At 65.5% G+C, this 15,821-nt stretch carries 19 protein-coding genes; 8 read left to right on the top strand and 11 right to left on the bottom strand.

The window, feature by feature from the left end; translation table 11 throughout:
- Window positions 1-3 precede the first annotated feature (3 nt).
- From G520_RS0106800 to G520_RS25205, 3 genes are all read right to left on the bottom strand, one after another.
- Window positions 4-1,971, bottom strand: coding sequence for a peptidase U32 family protein (locus G520_RS0106800; protein ID WP_028534996.1), 1,968 nt, complete (start codon window positions 1,969-1,971; stop codon window positions 4-6).
- Between the two features lie 79 nt (window positions 1,972-2,050).
- Window positions 2,051-2,365 (bottom strand): MGMT family protein, encoded by a 315-nt coding sequence (locus G520_RS0106795; RefSeq protein WP_028534995.1) that lies wholly within the window; start codon window positions 2,363-2,365, stop codon window positions 2,051-2,053.
- A gap of 72 nt (window positions 2,366-2,437) precedes the next feature.
- On the bottom strand, window positions 2,438-2,854 hold the full coding sequence (locus G520_RS25205) for an HAD domain-containing protein (protein WP_051229165.1): 417 nt from the start codon (window positions 2,852-2,854) through the stop codon (window positions 2,438-2,440).
- 54 nt (window positions 2,855-2,908) lie between these two features.
- Here G520_RS25205 and G520_RS0106785 point away from each other — a divergent pair, with 54 nt between their 5' ends.
- Window positions 2,909-3,805: a DMT family transporter gene (locus G520_RS0106785; RefSeq protein ID WP_028534994.1), complete on the top strand. Its 897-nt coding sequence runs from the start codon at window positions 2,909-2,911 to the stop codon at window positions 3,803-3,805.
- Here G520_RS0106785 and G520_RS0106780 read toward each other — a convergent pair.
- The 8 genes from G520_RS0106780 to erpA all read right to left on the bottom strand — a co-directional run bounded on the left by G520_RS0106780 (window position 3,802) and on the right by erpA (window position 10,035).
- Window positions 3,802-4,560 (bottom strand): ABC transporter permease, encoded by a 759-nt coding sequence (locus G520_RS0106780; RefSeq protein WP_028534993.1) that lies wholly within the window; start codon window positions 4,558-4,560, stop codon window positions 3,802-3,804. The genes G520_RS0106785 and G520_RS0106780 overlap by 4 nt on opposite strands.
- Window positions 4,547-5,488, bottom strand: coding sequence for an ABC transporter ATP-binding protein (locus tag G520_RS0106775; RefSeq protein ID WP_028534992.1), 942 nt, complete (start codon window positions 5,486-5,488; stop codon window positions 4,547-4,549). Before G520_RS0106775 ends, G520_RS0106780 begins: the two co-directional genes overlap by 14 nt.
- Window positions 5,485-6,648: an ABC transporter permease gene (locus G520_RS0106770; RefSeq protein WP_028534991.1), complete on the bottom strand. Its 1,164-nt coding sequence runs from the start codon at window positions 6,646-6,648 to the stop codon at window positions 5,485-5,487. Before G520_RS0106770 ends, G520_RS0106775 begins: the two co-directional genes overlap by 4 nt.
- Before the next feature lie 4 nt (window positions 6,649-6,652).
- Complete coding sequence (gene osmF / locus G520_RS0106765; protein WP_028534990.1) at window positions 6,653-7,579, bottom strand: glycine betaine ABC transporter substrate-binding protein OsmF; 927 nt, start codon at window positions 7,577-7,579, stop codon at window positions 6,653-6,655.
- Window positions 7,580-7,652: 73 nt separating this feature from the next.
- The gene (locus G520_RS0106760; protein ID WP_028534989.1) at window positions 7,653-8,120 is read right to left on the bottom strand and encodes a DUF5680 domain-containing protein; all 468 of its coding nucleotides are present in this window, start codon (window positions 8,118-8,120) and stop codon (window positions 7,653-7,655) included.
- A 68-nt stretch (window positions 8,121-8,188) separates the two neighbouring features.
- Complete coding sequence (nifW, locus tag G520_RS0106755) at window positions 8,189-8,530, bottom strand: nitrogenase-stabilizing/protective protein NifW (RefSeq protein ID WP_028534988.1); 342 nt, start codon at window positions 8,528-8,530, stop codon at window positions 8,189-8,191.
- Window positions 8,523-9,671: a homocitrate synthase gene (nifV, locus tag G520_RS0106750; RefSeq protein WP_028534987.1), complete on the bottom strand. Its 1,149-nt coding sequence runs from the start codon at window positions 9,669-9,671 to the stop codon at window positions 8,523-8,525. The genes nifW and nifV overlap by 8 nt, the downstream gene beginning before the upstream one ends.
- Window positions 9,672-9,675: 4 nt before the next feature.
- Entirely contained in the window at window positions 9,676-10,035 is a 360-nt protein-coding gene (gene erpA / locus G520_RS0106745; RefSeq protein WP_036665647.1) for an iron-sulfur cluster insertion protein ErpA, read from the bottom strand.
- A 394-nt stretch (window positions 10,036-10,429) separates the two neighbouring features.
- Between erpA and nifA the strand changes: the two genes are divergently transcribed.
- From nifA to G520_RS25340, 7 genes are all read left to right on the top strand, one after another.
- Complete coding sequence (nifA, locus tag G520_RS0106740) at window positions 10,430-12,028, top strand: nif-specific transcriptional activator NifA (RefSeq protein WP_028534985.1); 1,599 nt, start codon at window positions 10,430-10,432, stop codon at window positions 12,026-12,028.
- 161 nt (window positions 12,029-12,189) lie between these two features.
- Entirely contained in the window at window positions 12,190-13,665 is a 1,476-nt protein-coding gene (nifB, locus tag G520_RS21880) for a nitrogenase cofactor biosynthesis protein NifB (protein ID WP_051229163.1), read from the top strand.
- Window positions 13,666-13,694: 29 nt separating this feature from the next.
- A complete protein-coding gene (locus G520_RS0106730; RefSeq protein WP_028534984.1) occupies window positions 13,695-13,892 on the top strand; it encodes a 4Fe-4S dicluster domain-containing protein in 198 nt (65 codons plus the stop codon).
- A 4-nt stretch (window positions 13,893-13,896) separates the two neighbouring features.
- On the top strand, window positions 13,897-14,187 hold the full coding sequence (locus G520_RS0106725; RefSeq protein ID WP_028534983.1) for a nitrogen fixation protein NifZ: 291 nt from the start codon (window positions 13,897-13,899) through the stop codon (window positions 14,185-14,187).
- A gap of 60 nt (window positions 14,188-14,247) precedes the next feature.
- Window positions 14,248-14,460: a putative nitrogen fixation protein NifT gene (gene nifT / locus G520_RS0106720; RefSeq protein WP_028534982.1), complete on the top strand. Its 213-nt coding sequence runs from the start codon at window positions 14,248-14,250 to the stop codon at window positions 14,458-14,460.
- The gene (locus tag G520_RS21875) at window positions 14,457-15,560 is read left to right on the top strand and encodes a DegT/DnrJ/EryC1/StrS family aminotransferase (RefSeq protein WP_051229161.1); all 1,104 of its coding nucleotides are present in this window, start codon (window positions 14,457-14,459) and stop codon (window positions 15,558-15,560) included. Before nifT ends, G520_RS21875 begins: the two co-directional genes overlap by 4 nt.
- Entirely contained in the window at window positions 15,550-15,777 is a 228-nt protein-coding gene (locus tag G520_RS25340; RefSeq protein WP_156876897.1) for a hypothetical protein, read from the top strand. Before G520_RS21875 ends, G520_RS25340 begins: the two co-directional genes overlap by 11 nt.
- Window positions 15,778-15,821 lie beyond the last annotated feature (44 nt).

Raw genomic sequence — 15,821 nt, 5'->3', positions numbered from 1 at the left:
GGCCTAGCTGCGCCGCGCGAAGAAGGTCATGGGCTGCGCAGGCACCTCCGACGGGGGCGGCGATTGGCGTATCGATTTTTTCATGCTGCCCATCACATGCATTTCGCAGGGACGGCATTCGAAGCGCAGGGTATAGCTTTCGTTGCCGTTCTTGAGCGTCATGGGATCGGCCCGCACCTGCCCCATGACGCCGGTTACGCCCTTGGCCTGTTTCGGACACAGGTTGAAGGCGAAGCGCAGGCAATGCTTGGTGATCATCAGACTGACCTCGCCCGCTTCCTGATGGGCCTCGTAGGCGGCAGCGATGACTTCCACGCCATGCAGGCGGTAGAAGTCCCAGGCGCGGCTGTTGTAGACGTTGCCGAGGTAGCTGAGAGTGCGCTCGCCGAAGGGAACCGGCGGCTCGACCGCCGGCTTGCGGGTTGGGCGCGGGTGCGCGGCGAGGCGTGCGGCTTCGAGTTGCTCTATCGCACGACGGCGCAAGGCATTGATGGCGGAGGCGGCGACAAACCACGGCTGCCGCAGCTCCAGCCGCACCTCGTGCGCGACAAAGGCGGTGTTGCCGAAGCGGGACAGGCTGTCGTGCAGCGCCGAACGCGCGCGTTCGGCATCGCGCGCCGGTTCGAGCGCCATCCCGGCATCGACTTCGACGCTGACGCCGTCCTCGTCGGTCAGAACCAGCGTCAAGCCGCCGGCGTGATCGCGCAAGCATGCCCACAGGCCGATACGGCGCTGCGCGGAGGCTTTCTGCAAGGCCTGCTCCCACACATGGTCGCGGTTGCGCATGATCTCCATGTCCGGCTTGAGCAGCGCAAGCGCCGCGGTCTCGTTAGGCTGGATACGCCATAGACCGCCGCCGGTATCGTCGCCGATTTTCTGTGCCGTATTGACCTGTATGCCGATCACTTCCCGCTTGTGCATGAAGTTGAGGCCGTCGCCATTGGCCAGCGGCGAAGTGGCGACCATGTCGAAACTGTCCTGCGCCACCGCGCGCGCGCGTCCGAGCGGCAGGCCGACGAATTTAGGCGAATCGAAGGCGCCGATATCGTCCTGGCGACCGTGGGTAAAGTAGTCGGTGCTGCCGCGGTGGAACGTTTTGTCGGGATCGGGCGTGAACAGGATTTCGCTCGTGCCGCTCGAGGCGCGCGCGAGGCCCGGGTGGCGCTCGATCGCCTCGTCGAGCAGGCGGCGATAGTGGGCGGTGATATTCTTGACGTAGGCGACGTCCTTGTAACGGCCTTCTATCTTGAACGAGCGCACGCCGGCGTCGATGAGCGCCTCGAGGTTGGCCCCCTGGTTATTGTCCTTCATCGACAACAGGTGTTTGTCGAAAGCCACCACGCCGCCGTTGCCGTCGGTCAGCGTATACGGCAGGCGGCAGGCTTGCGAGCAGTCGCCGCGATTGGCGCTGCGTCCGGTTTCGGCGTGACTGATATAACACTGTCCCGAGAAGGCCACGCATAGCGCGCCGTGGACGAAGTATTCGAGTGTGGTGTCGGCGGCGACGCGGGCCGCGATCTGGCGGATCTGGCCGAGGTCGAGTTCGCGCGCCAGAACCAGCTGCGAAAACCCGCAGTCGGCGAGAAAGCGTGCACGCTCCGCGTCGCGGATGTCGCATTGTGTCGACGCATGCAGGGCGATAGGCGGCAGGTCGAGCAGGGTGATCCCCATGTCCTGCACGATCAGCGCATCGACGCCGGCATCGTAGAGTTGATGGATCAGAATCCGGGCCGGTTCGAGCTCGGCCTCGTGCAGAATCGTATTGAGCGTGACGAAAAGGCGGGCATGGTAGCGATGCGCGAATTCGGCCAGCGCGGCGATATCGGCCGTGGAGTTGCCTGCATTATGGCGCGCGCCGAAACTCGGACCGCCGATATAGACCGCATCGGCCCCGTGCAAAATGGCCTCGCGCCCGATTTCGGCGGTTTTGGCAGGGGACAGCAGTTCCAGCTGGTGCGGCAACAGGCTCATACATTCCTCGGGCGGCGCGCGATGAAAGGGTCGGAATTATAAAGGAATCAGCGGTTTAGCGATAGGGTCCCGCCCGGGTTCAGAGGCCGGGCCAGCCATAGCGGGCAAGATCGATATGCCCGGAGGCATCGAAAACCACGCCCTCCGCCTCGAGCAGCGCGCGCTGCAGATCGTCTTCGCCGTTCAGCCCGCGCGCGGCGATGCCGCCGCGATGATTGACCACGCGGAACCACGGCAGCGGGTCCGGGCACAGACGCAGCGCGTGTGCCACATGCCGTGCATGGCGCGGAAAACCGGCGGCGCGCGCGACGGCGCCATAGCTCATCACCCGACCGTCGGGGATGGCGGCGACGATGCGGCAGATGGCGGCATGCATGGGGTTTGTGGTGGCCATACCGGGGTTCCGCTATAGTAGGTGGTCGAGGTCAGGGCAAGCGTTTCGCCTGCCCGCAGGGATCGTGGCGGATCAGACGCCGGCACGCTTGAGCCAGCGGCGCAGCACCTTGTCGGTGGCCGCATCGTAGCCGCGGGCGGCATCGCACAGCAGCAGGCGCGGGCAACCGGGCGGAAAGAAGGCCGCACAGTCGTCCAGCGCGTACCACTCGTCCTGCCCGTTCGCCTCCAGATAGTCGAGGATTTCGTGGTAGCGGGTGTACGATTGGGCGCCGCGGCTGTTCGGCGTCACCCCGACGAAGCGCGGTCTGAGCTCAGGGGCGAAATGGGCGGCCAGTTGCTCCAGGGTTTCGCTGTGCCGCCAGGAGCTGGTGACGACCACCTCGAGGTCGGGGTGATCGCGCAGGAGCGCGTCGATGCGCGGAACCTGTTGAAAGGCGGGCTGGCTCCAGCCATGCAATACGCCATCGAAATCCAGAAACAGAATCATGGGGCTCCTTTGCCGCTGCCTGAAAGGGTGAGCGCCATGGCGCCGGGAAAACGTATGCAAGCGACGTTCATCACTAACAATAATACCCGCGGCATCGTGTGGGTGGTATGCGCGATGATGGCATGGTCGGTTCAGGGGGCCTGCAACCGGGTGTTCGCCATGGCCGGACTGTCCGCCGCCCAGATCGTCTTTTCGCGCGCCAGCCTGGTCGTTGGCGCGTTACTGCTGTTTGCCGTGGTCCGGCGAGGCCGGCCGATCGCCACCCGCCGGCCGCAGCTGCATTTGATCCGCGGCGTGTTTACCGCCATTTCGGCATGGTGCGCGGCCTACGCGATCAGCCGCTTGAGCCTGGCCGTGACCAACGCCTGCCTGATGAGCGCGGCACTGTTCATGCTGCCGCTGGGGGCGCTGTTCCTGCGCGAGCGCGCGCACTGGCTGCGCTGGCTGGGCGTGCTGCTGGGCTTTGGCGGTGTCTTGCTGATCGTGCGCCCATCGGTCGGCGGTCCGGACCCGGCGGTATGGGTCGTGCTGTGCGCTGCCGTGTCCGAGGCCATGCTGGGCGTGGTGCTGAAAAAGGCCAGTGGCAAGGAGTCGACCAGCGCGATCATTTTCTGGAGCTACGTAGCCAATTTTCTGGTGTTCGGCGCGGCCTGCGGTTTTCGCCTGCCGGCTGCACAGTGGCTGGCCGTGCTTGCGCAGTGGCCGGTGCTGGCGGTGGCCGCCGCCTCCTCGCTCGGCGTCTATTTCTGCTATATCCGCGCCTATGCCATCGGCGACGCCAGTGCGGTGGAGAGCGGCAGCTTCAGCCTGCTGCTGTTCTCGCCCCTGCTCGGTTATCTGCTGTTCGGAGAAAGCCCGCCGGTGTATTTCTGGAGCGGGGCGCTGGCGCTGATGCTGGGCATACTGCTTGTCATGTTCGAACCGGCCCGTCTCGCGCGCCCCGCTTCCTAGACGGCCGTGCCCGCCCCACGCCAGTGTCCGAGCCGCCGCGCCGCCCGTTCGAACGCCTGGTCCGCCACGATGGCCAGCAGTCCTACCAGCAGTGCGCCCTGAATCACATAGGCGCTGTTGAAACCGCTCAGCCCGACGATGATGGGCGAGCCGAGCGTCTTGGCACCGACGGTCGAGGCGATTGCGGCCGTGCCGATATTGATGATCACCGATGTACGGATGCCGGCGAGAATGACCGGCGCCGCCAGTGGCAGTTCTATCCGCCACAGTATGCCGCGTGTACTCATGCCGAGTCCTTGCGCCGCTTCGCGGCTGGCTGCAGGAACGGTCGCCAGTCCGGCAAGCGTGCCTTGCAGTATCGGCAGCAGACCGTACAGCAGCAGTGCGATCAGGGCCGGACGGACACCGAAACCGATCAGCGGCGCGGCGACTGCGAGCACGGCGACAGGAGGAAAGGTCTGGCCGATCGCGACCGCGGTTTCCACCAGTGGCCGGAATTCGCGTCCCCACGGCCGGGTCAGCGCGATGCCGGCGCCGACGCCCAGTGCCACCGCCGGCACGCTCGAGCCGAGAACCATGGCGATATGGGCGAGCAGCAGGTCGACGAAACTGTCCTGTTGATAGATCGGGCGGTCCAGCTCCGGATAGAGCGCCGAAAACAGGGGCCCCAGCCGCGGCATGCCAAGTGCCAGCGCGAGCAGCGCCATCGCGCTCCACAGCAGTCGGTCGCGCCACCAGGGCTCAGCGCGCATCATGACGGGCATCGATCAGATCGGAGAAATGCAGCGTGCCGGCCGGGCATCCCTGTTCGTCGACCACCGGCAGGCGGTCGACCCGGCGTGCGACAAAGGCCGACAACGCTTCGCGCAAGGTGTTGTGCGAGAGCAGCGGTTCGCCGGGGAGGATCTCGCCAGTCCGGGTGTGCTGTGCCACCCGCTCCAGCGCCAGCAGCCGGATGCCGATATCGCTGCGGCCGACAAAGTCGCGCACGAAATCGCTGGCGGGGCCGGATAGTATCTCCAGCGGCGTTCCCTGCTGCTCAATTCTTCCCTGGTTCATCAATACGATGTGCGTAGCCAGTCCGAGCGCCTCGTCCAGATCGTGCGTGACCATGACTACGGTGCGGCCGGTCTGGCGATGAATGCGTCCGATCTCGGTTTGCAGCGCGGCGCGCGTGACGGGATCGAGCGCGCCGAAAGGTTCGTCCATCAACAGGATTTCGGGATCGGCGGCGAGCGCGCGCGCCACGCCTACCCGCTGCTGTTGCCCGCCCGACAACTGGTGCGGATAGCGGCGCGCGAAGCGCCCCGGGTCCAACTGCAGCATCGTCATCAATTCGTGCACGCGTGCGGCAGTGCGGGCGTACGACCAGCCGAGCAACTGCGGGACGGTGGCGATGTTCTTCTCGACCGTCCAGTGCGGGAACAGGCCGACGGACTGGATGGCATAGCCCATGCGCCGCCGCAGATCCTGCGGTTCGAAGTGGCGAACGTCCCTGCCTGCGAAGCGGATTTCGCCTTCGTCGCGCTCGACCAGGCGATTGATCATTTTGAGTGTGGTCGATTTGCCCGAACCCGAGGTGCCCAGCAGTACGGTGAACTGCCCTTCTCCGACGACGAGATCGAGCGCGTCGACGGCAAGGCTGCCGTGATAGCGTTTGCTGACGCGGCTGAATTCGATCATGGGCGGATTTCCAGCAAGGATTCGAAAAAGGAGAACAGGGCATCCAGCACGACGGCGAGCGCGACGACGGGGATCACACCGAGCAGCACCAGGTCGAGCGCGCTGCCGGCCAGCCCCTGGAACATGATGGCGCCGAATCCGCCGGCGCCGATCAGCGCGGCGACCGAGGCCATGCCGACGGTCTGGACGGCGGTGATCCTGATTCCGGCCAGAACGACCGGCAGCGCGAGCGGAAGCTCGACCCGCAACAGGATCTGGCGCTGTGACAGCCCCATCCCGGCCGCGGCCTCGACCACGGCCGCAGGCACCTGCTCCAGTCCGGCGACCATGCTGCGGACGATGGGCAGCAGCGCATACAATGCCAGTGCGATCACGGCCGGCGCCATGCCGATGCCGCCGACGCCGGCGCGGGCCAGCCAGGGGCTGGTCTGCGCGAGCCAGGCCAGCGGTGCGATCAGCAGGCCGAACAGGGCGATCGACGGGATGGTCTGAATGATGTTGAGAACCGCGAACAGGGCCTGGCGCAAGGCGGGGCGACGGAAGGCGAGCAAGCCGAGAGGCCAGCCTGTCGCAATGGCGGGCAGCAGGGTGGCGAGCAGGATCTGCACATGCCGCCACAAGGCATCGTCGAACACATCCTGCCGGTTCGCGTATTCCTTCAGCACTGACAATTCGTCCATCCGGCCGCTTGCCAGCAACAGTCCCAGCGGGGCCCACAATAGCAGGTGGGCGATGCTGCGCGAGCTGTGGCGCGGAAAAAGCCGCGTCAGGCAATGCGCGGCCGTGAGCCAGCACAATAGCGCCATGCTCCAGAACGCCGCGCCGAAGGATGTCCGGCCGAATGGGGTGCGAGCGGCCTCTTCAGCCGCTACCGCACCCGCCAGCCCGCACAGACCGGCGAGCAGGGCGGCGGCGGCCAGTGCCGTCGCCAGCCACACGAGGCGGCGAGGCCGCAACGCCCAGGCGGGCAACAAGAGCATTCCCGGCAGCCACAACAACGGGTGCCAGCCGTTCGCGAGCCGGCTCCAAGGCAGGGCGTGCCCGGTCAGCAGGCGGTTGGGCGCCCAGGTCAGCAGCGGCCAGGCGTAGAGGCTGGCGAGCATCAGCAGCGTCAGCGCCAGTAGCACCCGGTCATGCTTGCGTTGCGAAAAGGGAGGCACCGGTTTATTTCACGAAGCCCTTGCTCTTGAGCCAGTCAGCCGCCACCTGCTTCGCGTCGCGGCCTTCGATGGCGATGTGGGCGTTGAGCGTCTGCAGCGTCGGGCCGTCGAGCGCGGCGAACACCGGGCGCAGGGCGCGACGGATGCCGGGCAGGCGGGCCAGGACCTCGGCGCGGACAATCGGGGCCGGCGCGTAGATGGGCTGAACGTTTTTATCGTCGGCCAGCGTCACCAGCCCGAGCGCGGCCAGTGGACCATCGGTGCCGTAGGCCATGGCGGCGTTGACCCCCGAAGTCTGCTCCGCCGCGGTCTTGATCGTGACGGCCGTGTCGCCACCGGCCAGGGTCAGCAACTGGTCCTGTTTCAGCTTGAAGCCATAGACGGTTTCGAAGGCAGGCAGGGCATCGGGCCGTTCGATGAACTCGGCCGAAGCGGCCAGCTTGAAGCGCCCGCCGGCGGCGATCCAGCGACCGAGATCGCTCATGGTCTTCAGATGGTGGGCCGCGGCCAGGTCGCGACGCACGGCGATGGCCCAGGTGTTATTTGCCGGCGCCGGGTCGAGCCAGACGATGCGATTGGTTTTCAGGTCGAGGGACTTGACCCGGGCGTAGGCGGAGGCCGGATTCTTCCAGACCGGATTCTTCTCGTCCATGAAGAAGAACGCGCCATTGCCGGTGTATTCGGGATAGATGTCGATGGTGCCGGCGACGATGGCGGCGCGCAGCACCTTGGTGTTGCCCAGTTGCAACTGGTTGCGGGTCTTGATGCCGTTGGCCTCGAGCACCTGCACGATGATGTTGCCGAGCAGCGAGCCCTCGGTATCGATTTTGGATGAAACGCGCACGGCTTCCTGCGCGAAGGCCGGCGCGGCAAACAGGGCGACGGAGAGCAGCCATGCCAGCGCATGGCGGGCGAGACGGGATGAAACCATGGTGTTACCTCTGCAGGGCGCAACAGTCCGTTATAGAAGAAAACCGGGGGCTTTCATACGGCCGGCCCGGCCTTCAGGCAAGACACCCCCCGCTGAAGTGCAGGGTATAGAGCGTCTGCATGCCCTGGCGGATGGTTTCGGTGCCGTGGAAGCATTCCAGAGTGCCGGTCGTGCGGCAATCGTAGCGCAAGCCGTCCTGCCCGAACAGGGCGGGACCGCGCAAGGGCATGTCCAGCGGCTGGCGGCGCAGGGCTTCGCGCAGAAAGGCGTAGACCTCGAGCGCGAGCGCCGCGTCGACATCGTGTGCGAGGCCACCGGAGTAACTCATGGCCCAGGCCGCGCGTTCTGACTGGTAGACGATTTCCTGGCCGGCGAAATGGGTCGAACCAGCGAAAACATCGCGATAGCTGAAGTCGCCGTCGCGGAATTCCAGTTGCTGCATATCGGGGAGTGGCGCCGGCGTGGCGGCGTCGCCGCCGGCCGCGTAGCTGGCTTGCTTTGCGCGACGCAGGAAAGCGGGTAGATCGTGCGGGGCGTTCATGGGTAGCGTTGGTTGAGGTCAATCTCCCATGCTAAGCGAACTGGCGCGATTGCGGGAGTCCTTGTCGCTTATTCGTGCGCTCCGTTGTTGCGTTGCGGCAAGCTTGCGCGCACCCGTTCCAGTGGAATCTGCTGCACGGCACCGCCGTGGAAGACTTTGAACAGCCTCGCTTCGGCCGGCGTGGTGTGCAAGAAATCGTCGTAGGCCCGCGCCAGCAGGCGGCGGCAGCACTGATAGCCTTCTTCTTCGCTTTGTCGGGCTGTGTCTTCTGCGCGCAGATAGAGATAGAAACGCTTGAGTATGTGCAGGCGGCTGACATTGACCACGGCCATATCGTAAGGCAGGTCGAAGAAGCCGAGAAAGTCTTCTATCGACGACAGGCGTGCCATGCGTTGCATCAATTTATCCATGGAAGCCGGGCTCCGTTTCTTCGCCGTCGAGCAGACTGCACAGCTCGCCGGGGTTGGGGGGGCGTTTCAGGCGGTCGACGTGCGCGCGGATGCGCGGCAGCAGTTGTTGCGCCAGTGCGAGGGAGACCGGATGACCGAGCGCCGCGTAAGCCCCTGCGACGGCATGGGTCCCGGAATGTTTGCCGAGGACCGTCGTATGGCGGCGCCCCAGCTCGGCCGGGTCGAAGCCCTGGTAGTTGGCCGGATTCTTGAGCAGGCCATCGACGTGGATGCCGGCCTCGTGGGTGAACACCGCGGCGCCGACGATGCTTTTGTCGACGGCGATCGCCCGGCCCGATGCGCGGGCGACCCGCTCCGACAGTCCCGGCAGGGCCGGCGTGTGCACCCCGGTCTCGCGCGCATGGACGTGGCGCAAGGCCATGACCACTTCTTCCAGCGCCGCGTTGCCCGCGCGCTCGCCAAGGCCGTTGACCGTGGTATTGACGTGGCCGGCGCCGGCGCGGACGGCCGCCAGCGTGTTGGCCGTCGCCAGTCCCAGATCGTTGTGGGCGTGCATCTCGATGTCGATGCCGATCGCGGCGCGCAGCCGCGCGATATGCTCGAAAGTGGCGAAGGGATCGAGCAGGCCGAGGGTGTCGGCGAAGCGTACGCGCTCGGCGCCGGCGCGTTCTGCGGCTTGAGCCACCCGGCGCAGGAAGTCCGGGTCGGCGCGCGATGCGTCTTCCATTCCGACGCTGACGCGATGGCCTGCGTCGGCCAGCTGCCGGACATACCGCTCGATCTGCTGCAGCACCCAGTCGCGATCACGCTTGAGTTTGTTGTGAATCTGGATGTCGGAGACCGGGATCGAAACGTGGATGAGGTCGACCGGGCACTGTTGCGCGGCGGCGATGTCGCTCGCGCACATGCGCGCCCAGACCATCAGCGCGGCCCGCAGCGGCAATGCCGCTACGGCGCGGATGGACTCGATCTCGGCCTCGCCCATGGCCGGAATGCCGATTTCGAGTTCGGGAACGCCGGCCTGGTCGAGCGCCAGGGCGATGTCGCACTTTTCCCCCACCGTGAACGCGACGCCGGCAGTCTGCTCGCCGTCGCGCAAGGTGGTGTCGTTGATGACGATGCAAGTGGGCAGGTTGGCCATGGGGCTACACCGAGAAGCTGTTGCCGCAGCCACAGCTGGACGCGGCATTGGGGTTGTTGATGACGAAGCGCGAGCCTTGCAGCCCTTCTTCGTAATCCACGCTGGCGCCACGCAAGTATTGCAGGCTCGTTCCGTCCACCAGCACCGTGACGCCATCCGTATCGAAGCGCAGATCGTCGTCGGCGCAGTTTTCGTCGAAGGCGAAGCCGTACTGGAACCCGGCGCAACCGCCGCCACTGATGTAGATGCGCAATTTCAAGGCGGGGTTGCCGGCGGCGGCGACCATCTCCGCGACTTTGCCGCAGGCGGAACGGGTCAGGTTCAGCGCCTGTTCGGCGCCGGCAAGCGGGGATTCCGCGGTCATGGCAAGGGAACTCATCGCACTCTCCTGGTTAACGGGCGCCCTGCCCGCCTTCCCCTAGCTGCAAAAGCCGTACCAACCATCAAAGGGCATGAAAATCAAGGTGTTGCAATATTTTGGTGCATAGTGCCCCCTTATCGATGTCGCATTTGTCGCAGATGCGACAGCACCGGATGGCGGGTTTGTCCCGCATGGCGCTAAGTGGCTGATTGCGCGTCATCATTTTTCGTTGCCGGCCGTCGCTGCCGATGGCGCGCTTTTTGCTCGCTATCCCCCCATATGAAGAACAACGAGCGTGCCGCAGGCCAGAGGGAGGAATGTACCGACCCCCGCGGGGGAACTCAGTTTCACTGTCGGCGTCCGCGCGCTTGCGCGACGTTGGCTGCAGGAGGTTTGCATGGACTATATCGCGCGTTCACACGCCGAAGAGGAGCTGATCACCGTTTACGAGATCGGCAAGATCCTCAATTCGTCGCTCGATATCAATAAAACATTCCGCGAGAGCTTGAACGTCCTGGTCATGCAGCTGGACTTCCGGCGCGGAATGATCGTTCTGAAAGAGTCCGAGCAGGAATTGTCGGTATTCGCGGCGGTCGGGCTGACGCAGGAAGAGGCGGCCCGCGGCCACTTTCAGAGCGGCGAAGGGGTGATAGGACGCGTCTACGCCTCCGGCATGCCGGCGGTGGTGCCCGATATCTCCGCCGAGCCGCTCTTCCTCAACCGGACCTACTCTTCGCAGGCGCCTGATCCGGCGGTCGCGTTTGTGGCGGTTCCGATCAAGATCGGCAACGAGAGCCAGGGCGTGCTCGCGATCGATCGCTGGCGCGAGGAGGGCAGTGCTTTCCGCGACACGCTGCGCGTGCTGTCCATGATCAGTACACTGCTCGGCCAGACGCTGCGTCTGCGGCAGAATGTCAGCGCCGCACAGCAGGAAATGCTGATGGCGACGCGGCGTCCGCATAACAAGACACTGCATATCAACAAGGTCGTCGGCGTCTCGCAGGCGATGCAGGATGTTTTCCAGCAGGTGCACAAGGTCGGTCCCTCGCGCAGCACCGTCCTGTTGCGCGGTGAAAGCGGCAGCGGCAAGGAAGTCATCGCACGCGCGATCCACGATCTGTCGCCGCGCAGCAAGAGTCCGTTCATCAAGGTGAACTGTGCGGCGTTGAGCGAGACGCTGCTCGAGTCCGAGCTGTTCGGGCATGAAAAAGGCGCTTTCACCGGCGCGGTGGCCGAACGCAAGGGGCGCTTTGAACAAGCGAATGGCGGCACGCTGTTTCTCGACGAAATAGGCGATATCTCGCCGGCATTCCAGGCCAAGATGCTGCGTGTACTACAGGAGAGGGAGTTCGAACGCGTCGGCGGCAATCGCTCGGTCAAGGTCGACGTGCGCCTGATTTGCGCGACCAACCGCAATCTGGAAAAGATGGTTGTCGCCGGGACCTTTCGTGCCGATCTCTACTATCGCATCAATGTGGTCAGCGTATTTCTGCCGCCCTTGCGCGAGCGGCGCGAGGACATCCCGCCGCTGGTTTCCCATTTCCTCGATCGCTATAACCGCGAAAACGGGCGCAGCCTGCGTCTGCAGCCCGATGCCCTGCGGCTGCTGATGAACTGTTATTGGCCGGGCAATGTGCGCGAGCTGGAGAACTGCATCGAGCGCACGGCCACCATGGCGACCGGCGATGCGATCCAGGCTCTCGCCTTCCCCTGTCATAAAGACCGCTGTCTGACCCAATTGCTGCATTACCGCGAAAAGGACGATGCGGTGGCACCGGCCCGCGCGCAGGAGCCGGCGGCGAGCGAGGCGCAGCCTGTCGCCGCCGCGGCCCCCGATGCCGCCAGCCCGCGGCCGCAGGGCGAGCGCGAACGGTTGCTGTGGGCGATGGAACGCAGCGGCTGGGTGCAGGCCAAGGCGGCGCGCTTGCTGAACATCACGCCGCGGCAGATGGGGTACGCCTTGCAAAAACACGGCATCGAGGTCAGGAAGTTCTGAGCGCAGCGTACGGCGAGTGTCGGATTTGTCAGGCATCCGACAAACGTGCCGTGTGCCGCGACATGCCGATATTCATATAAATCAATGGGTTGCTTGCTGGCACGAAACTCGCTGATGGGTTGGGTATCCACCGACCAACCGTCACGACAAGGAGTGCCTCCATGCCAGCGGCCACCGCCTACATTCCGCTCGACTCGTTCGGCCCCGGTCGCCCGGTTTTGTCCGATGCCTCGCCGCAGGCGGCTCCGGACCTCGACGCCAGGGTGAGCGACCACCCCTGCTATTCCGAATCCGCGCATCGCCACTTTGCCCGCATGCATGTTGCCGTTGCGCCCGCCTGCAATATCCAGTGCAACTACTGCAACCGTAAATTCGACTGCTCCAACGAATCGCGGCCCGGCGTGGTCTCCGAGCGTCTGACTCCGGAGCAGGCCGTGCGCAAGATGCTGGCGGTCGCCAGTGCGATACCGCAGTTGAGCGTGCTCGGCATTGCCGGCCCCGGCGATGCGCTGGCAAATGCGGAGAAGACCTTTCGCACCTGCGAGCTGGTGCGGCGGCAGGCCCCGGATCTCAAGCTGTGCCTGTCGACCAACGGGCTGGCGCTACCCGACCATATCGACGATATCGTGCGTCACGGCATCGACCACGTGACGATCACCATCAATATGATAGACGCCGAGGTCGGGGCACAGATCTATCCGTGGATATTCTACGATCATCGCCGTCACCATGGCGTCGCCGCCGCGGCTATCCTGCACCAGCGGCAGATGCAGGGGCTGGAAATGCTGGCCGAGCGCGGGGTTCTGGTCAAAGTGAATTCGGTGATGATTCCCGGAATCAACGACACGCATCTGCTCGACGTGAACCGTGCGGTGCGCGAGCGCGGGGCTTTCCTGCATAACATCATGCCGCTGATCTCGGCGCCCGAGCACGGCACGCGTTTCGGACTCGACGGTCGGCGCGCACCGACCGCCGGCGAGCTGAAAGCCTTGCAAGACCAGTGCGGCGATGGCGCGATGCAGGTCATGCGGCACTGTCGGCAGTGCCGAGCAGACGCTGTCGGCCTGCTGGGCGAGGACCGCGCCGCCGAGTTTGCGCTTGCGGCGCTGGGCGAGATCGATCCGCCGTACCCGCGCGAGGCGCGCCGCGCCTACCGGGCCGGCCTGAAGGCCGCTGCGCCTGCCGCCCAGCCATCCGCACCGCCGGTCGCGCTGTCGGAGTCGGTCTGTCTGACGGTGGCAGTGGCCACCCGCGGCGACGATCGCATCAACCAGCACTTCGGACATGCCAGCGAATTCCAGATATTCGAAGTCGATGGCGCCGGCGCGCGCTTCATCGGACATCGCCGCGTCGACCACTACTGCCAGGGGGGCTACGGCGAGGATGATGCGATGGCGACGGTACTCGCCGCACTCAACGACTGCCATGCCGTGTTCGTGGCGAAGATCGGTAACTGTCCTCGCGAAGCCCTGCGCGCGGCCGGCATCGAAACCGTCGATCGCTATGCGCAGCAAGCGATCGATCCTTCACTGCGCGACTACCACTTCGACTATCTCGGCCGCCTCGCCGCCGGCCAGCTGCATCATGCCGCGCGTGGCGACGCCCTGCTGCGGCAGGGCGCATTTGTCGCGGTTTGAACCCCGTCCCAACTCTTGGAGAATCCATCATGGCCCTGACTATTTCATCCGACCTTTGCACCGGCTGCGCAGCCTGCGAAGACGAATGCCCGAACTCCGCCGTGCATATGAAGCGCGGCATGTATCTGATCGATCCGGACAAATGCACGGAATGCAGCGGCAAGTTCGATCAGCCGCAATGCCAGGCGGTCTGTCCGATGACCGGCTGCATCAGCAAGGCGGGATAAGGCGATGGGCGATATCGCACGCGATAGCGACAGCATCGAGCTCGACGCGCCGCCCTGCTACCAATATGGCGATCGCGTCGTGAGCCGCTATTGCATCCGCAACGACGGCACCTATCCCGGCAAGGCTATCGGGGAGCTGCTGGTCGAGAAGGGTGAAGTCGGCTATGTGGTGTCGATCGGTACTTATCTGCAGCAATTCTACATCTATGGCGTGGATTTCATCGCCACCGGCCACCGGGTCGGCATGAAGCGCCGCGAGTTGCTGCCCTCGGCTCCGGCCATGCCGTCCGAATGAACCCCGGCCTCCGCCGCGGCGGAGGCCACTCCTGCCTGCCCGGGCCGAGAAGGACATCCCATGAAAGTCTCGTTACGACGTAGCGCAAACGGCACACTGTCGGCTTATGTGGCGAAAAAGGATCTGGAACAGCCGGTCGTCGGCGCCACGATCGACACCTTGTGGGGAGGCTATATCACCCTCGGCAACGGCTGGGTGCTGGAATTGCCTCCGCTGCCTGCCGATACCCGCCTGCCGATCACGGTCGAGGCGCGCAAGGTGCCCGAGTCATGAGCGCACACGCCATTGCCCTGAGCCGGCCGGATTACGGAGAGCTGGAAGCGCGCATGCTGCGTTGCGCACGCGATAACGCCGCCGCAAGCGACTGTCTGGAGGCGTTCGAGAACGAGTTCGCCGCGGCCGTCGGCCGCGTCTACGCGCTGGCGGTATGCAGCGGGCGCGTCGGCATGTGGCTGGCGCTGCGCGCGTGCGCGCTGGGGAGGCATGATGAAGTCATCCTCTCGCCGCGCTCGTGGCTCGGTTTCGGGCGCGGTCTGCTGCGGGCGGAATTGCGCCCGCTATTCGCCGATATCGACCCCGAGAGCGGTTGCCTGGACCCGGAACGGATCGAAGCGCTGATCGGACCGCGCACGCGTGCGATTCTGGCGTGCAACAGCAATGGCCATCCCGCCGACTGGGGGGCGCTCGGCCGCCTTGCCCGGCGGCACGATCTGGTGTTGCTGGAAGATTCGAGCGAGGCCATCGCCTCGCGCTATCTCGGACGCGATGTCGGCACCTTCGGCGATATCGCCGTCTTCGATTTTTCCGTTCCCGGCGCCTTGTGCTGCGGCCAGGGGGGCATGGTGGTGACCGACGACCCCGAACTGGCCAGCGCCCTGTTCCGCTTGCGCGCCGATGGCGTGCTGCGTGCATCCTGTCCGATGTTGCGTGCGCCGGAGCGTCTGCGCTTGCCGGAGCCGGGCGCCGCGCTCGGCCTGGCGCAACTGGAACGCCTGTTCGAAATGCTGGCCGAACGCAAACGGGTGGAAAGCGATTACTGCCGTCGCCTGCAGGGCATTCCCAACCTGCGCCTGCCCCGGCTCGGCATGGACGTGGACGAAGTGCACTGGACCCGATACGTCGTCGACGTCCCGCCCGCCGTGCGGCCTGCCGTCGTGCGGGCGTTCGGGAACGAGGCCATCGAGTGCGCGACGGCGCCCGCCTGGGGAGGACGCGCGCAGCCGCCTCGCTGCCGGCAGGCGGCCGCCAGCGAACTGGCCCTGCCTTTTCACAGCCGTATGAATGCGCAGCAAGTCGAGCGCGTGGCACGGGTCCTGGAGCGAACCCTGGCAATGACGCCCTGTCCCTCGGGTGCGGTCGGGCTTGCCCGCTAGAGCCGCTCCGGTACTGGCAAGTCGCGGGGGCATCGCCACCGTTGTGGCTGCCGCCCGGACGAGCGTGCCGATGCCGGGAGCAAGCGGCATCGGCAAGGAGCAGGCCGCCCACGCCGTCGACTACGACAGCCCGGGCGCCAACGGGCCGTTCATCCCGAATGTCTTCCCCATCACCGTCCCTCCCTCCCTTGCGCCCGTCCGATATCCGCGCCGTTGAATGCGAAACGATGTCGATGCCCTGAAAAACGGCGATGGCCATGG

Source organism: Paludibacterium yongneupense DSM 18731 (assembly GCF_000422925.1).
GTDB classification, from domain to species: domain Bacteria; phylum Pseudomonadota; class Gammaproteobacteria; order Burkholderiales; family Chromobacteriaceae; genus Paludibacterium; species Paludibacterium yongneupense.
Note: the sequence above shows the minus strand (reverse complement) of the source record. Positions and strands in the feature narration are given on the sequence as shown.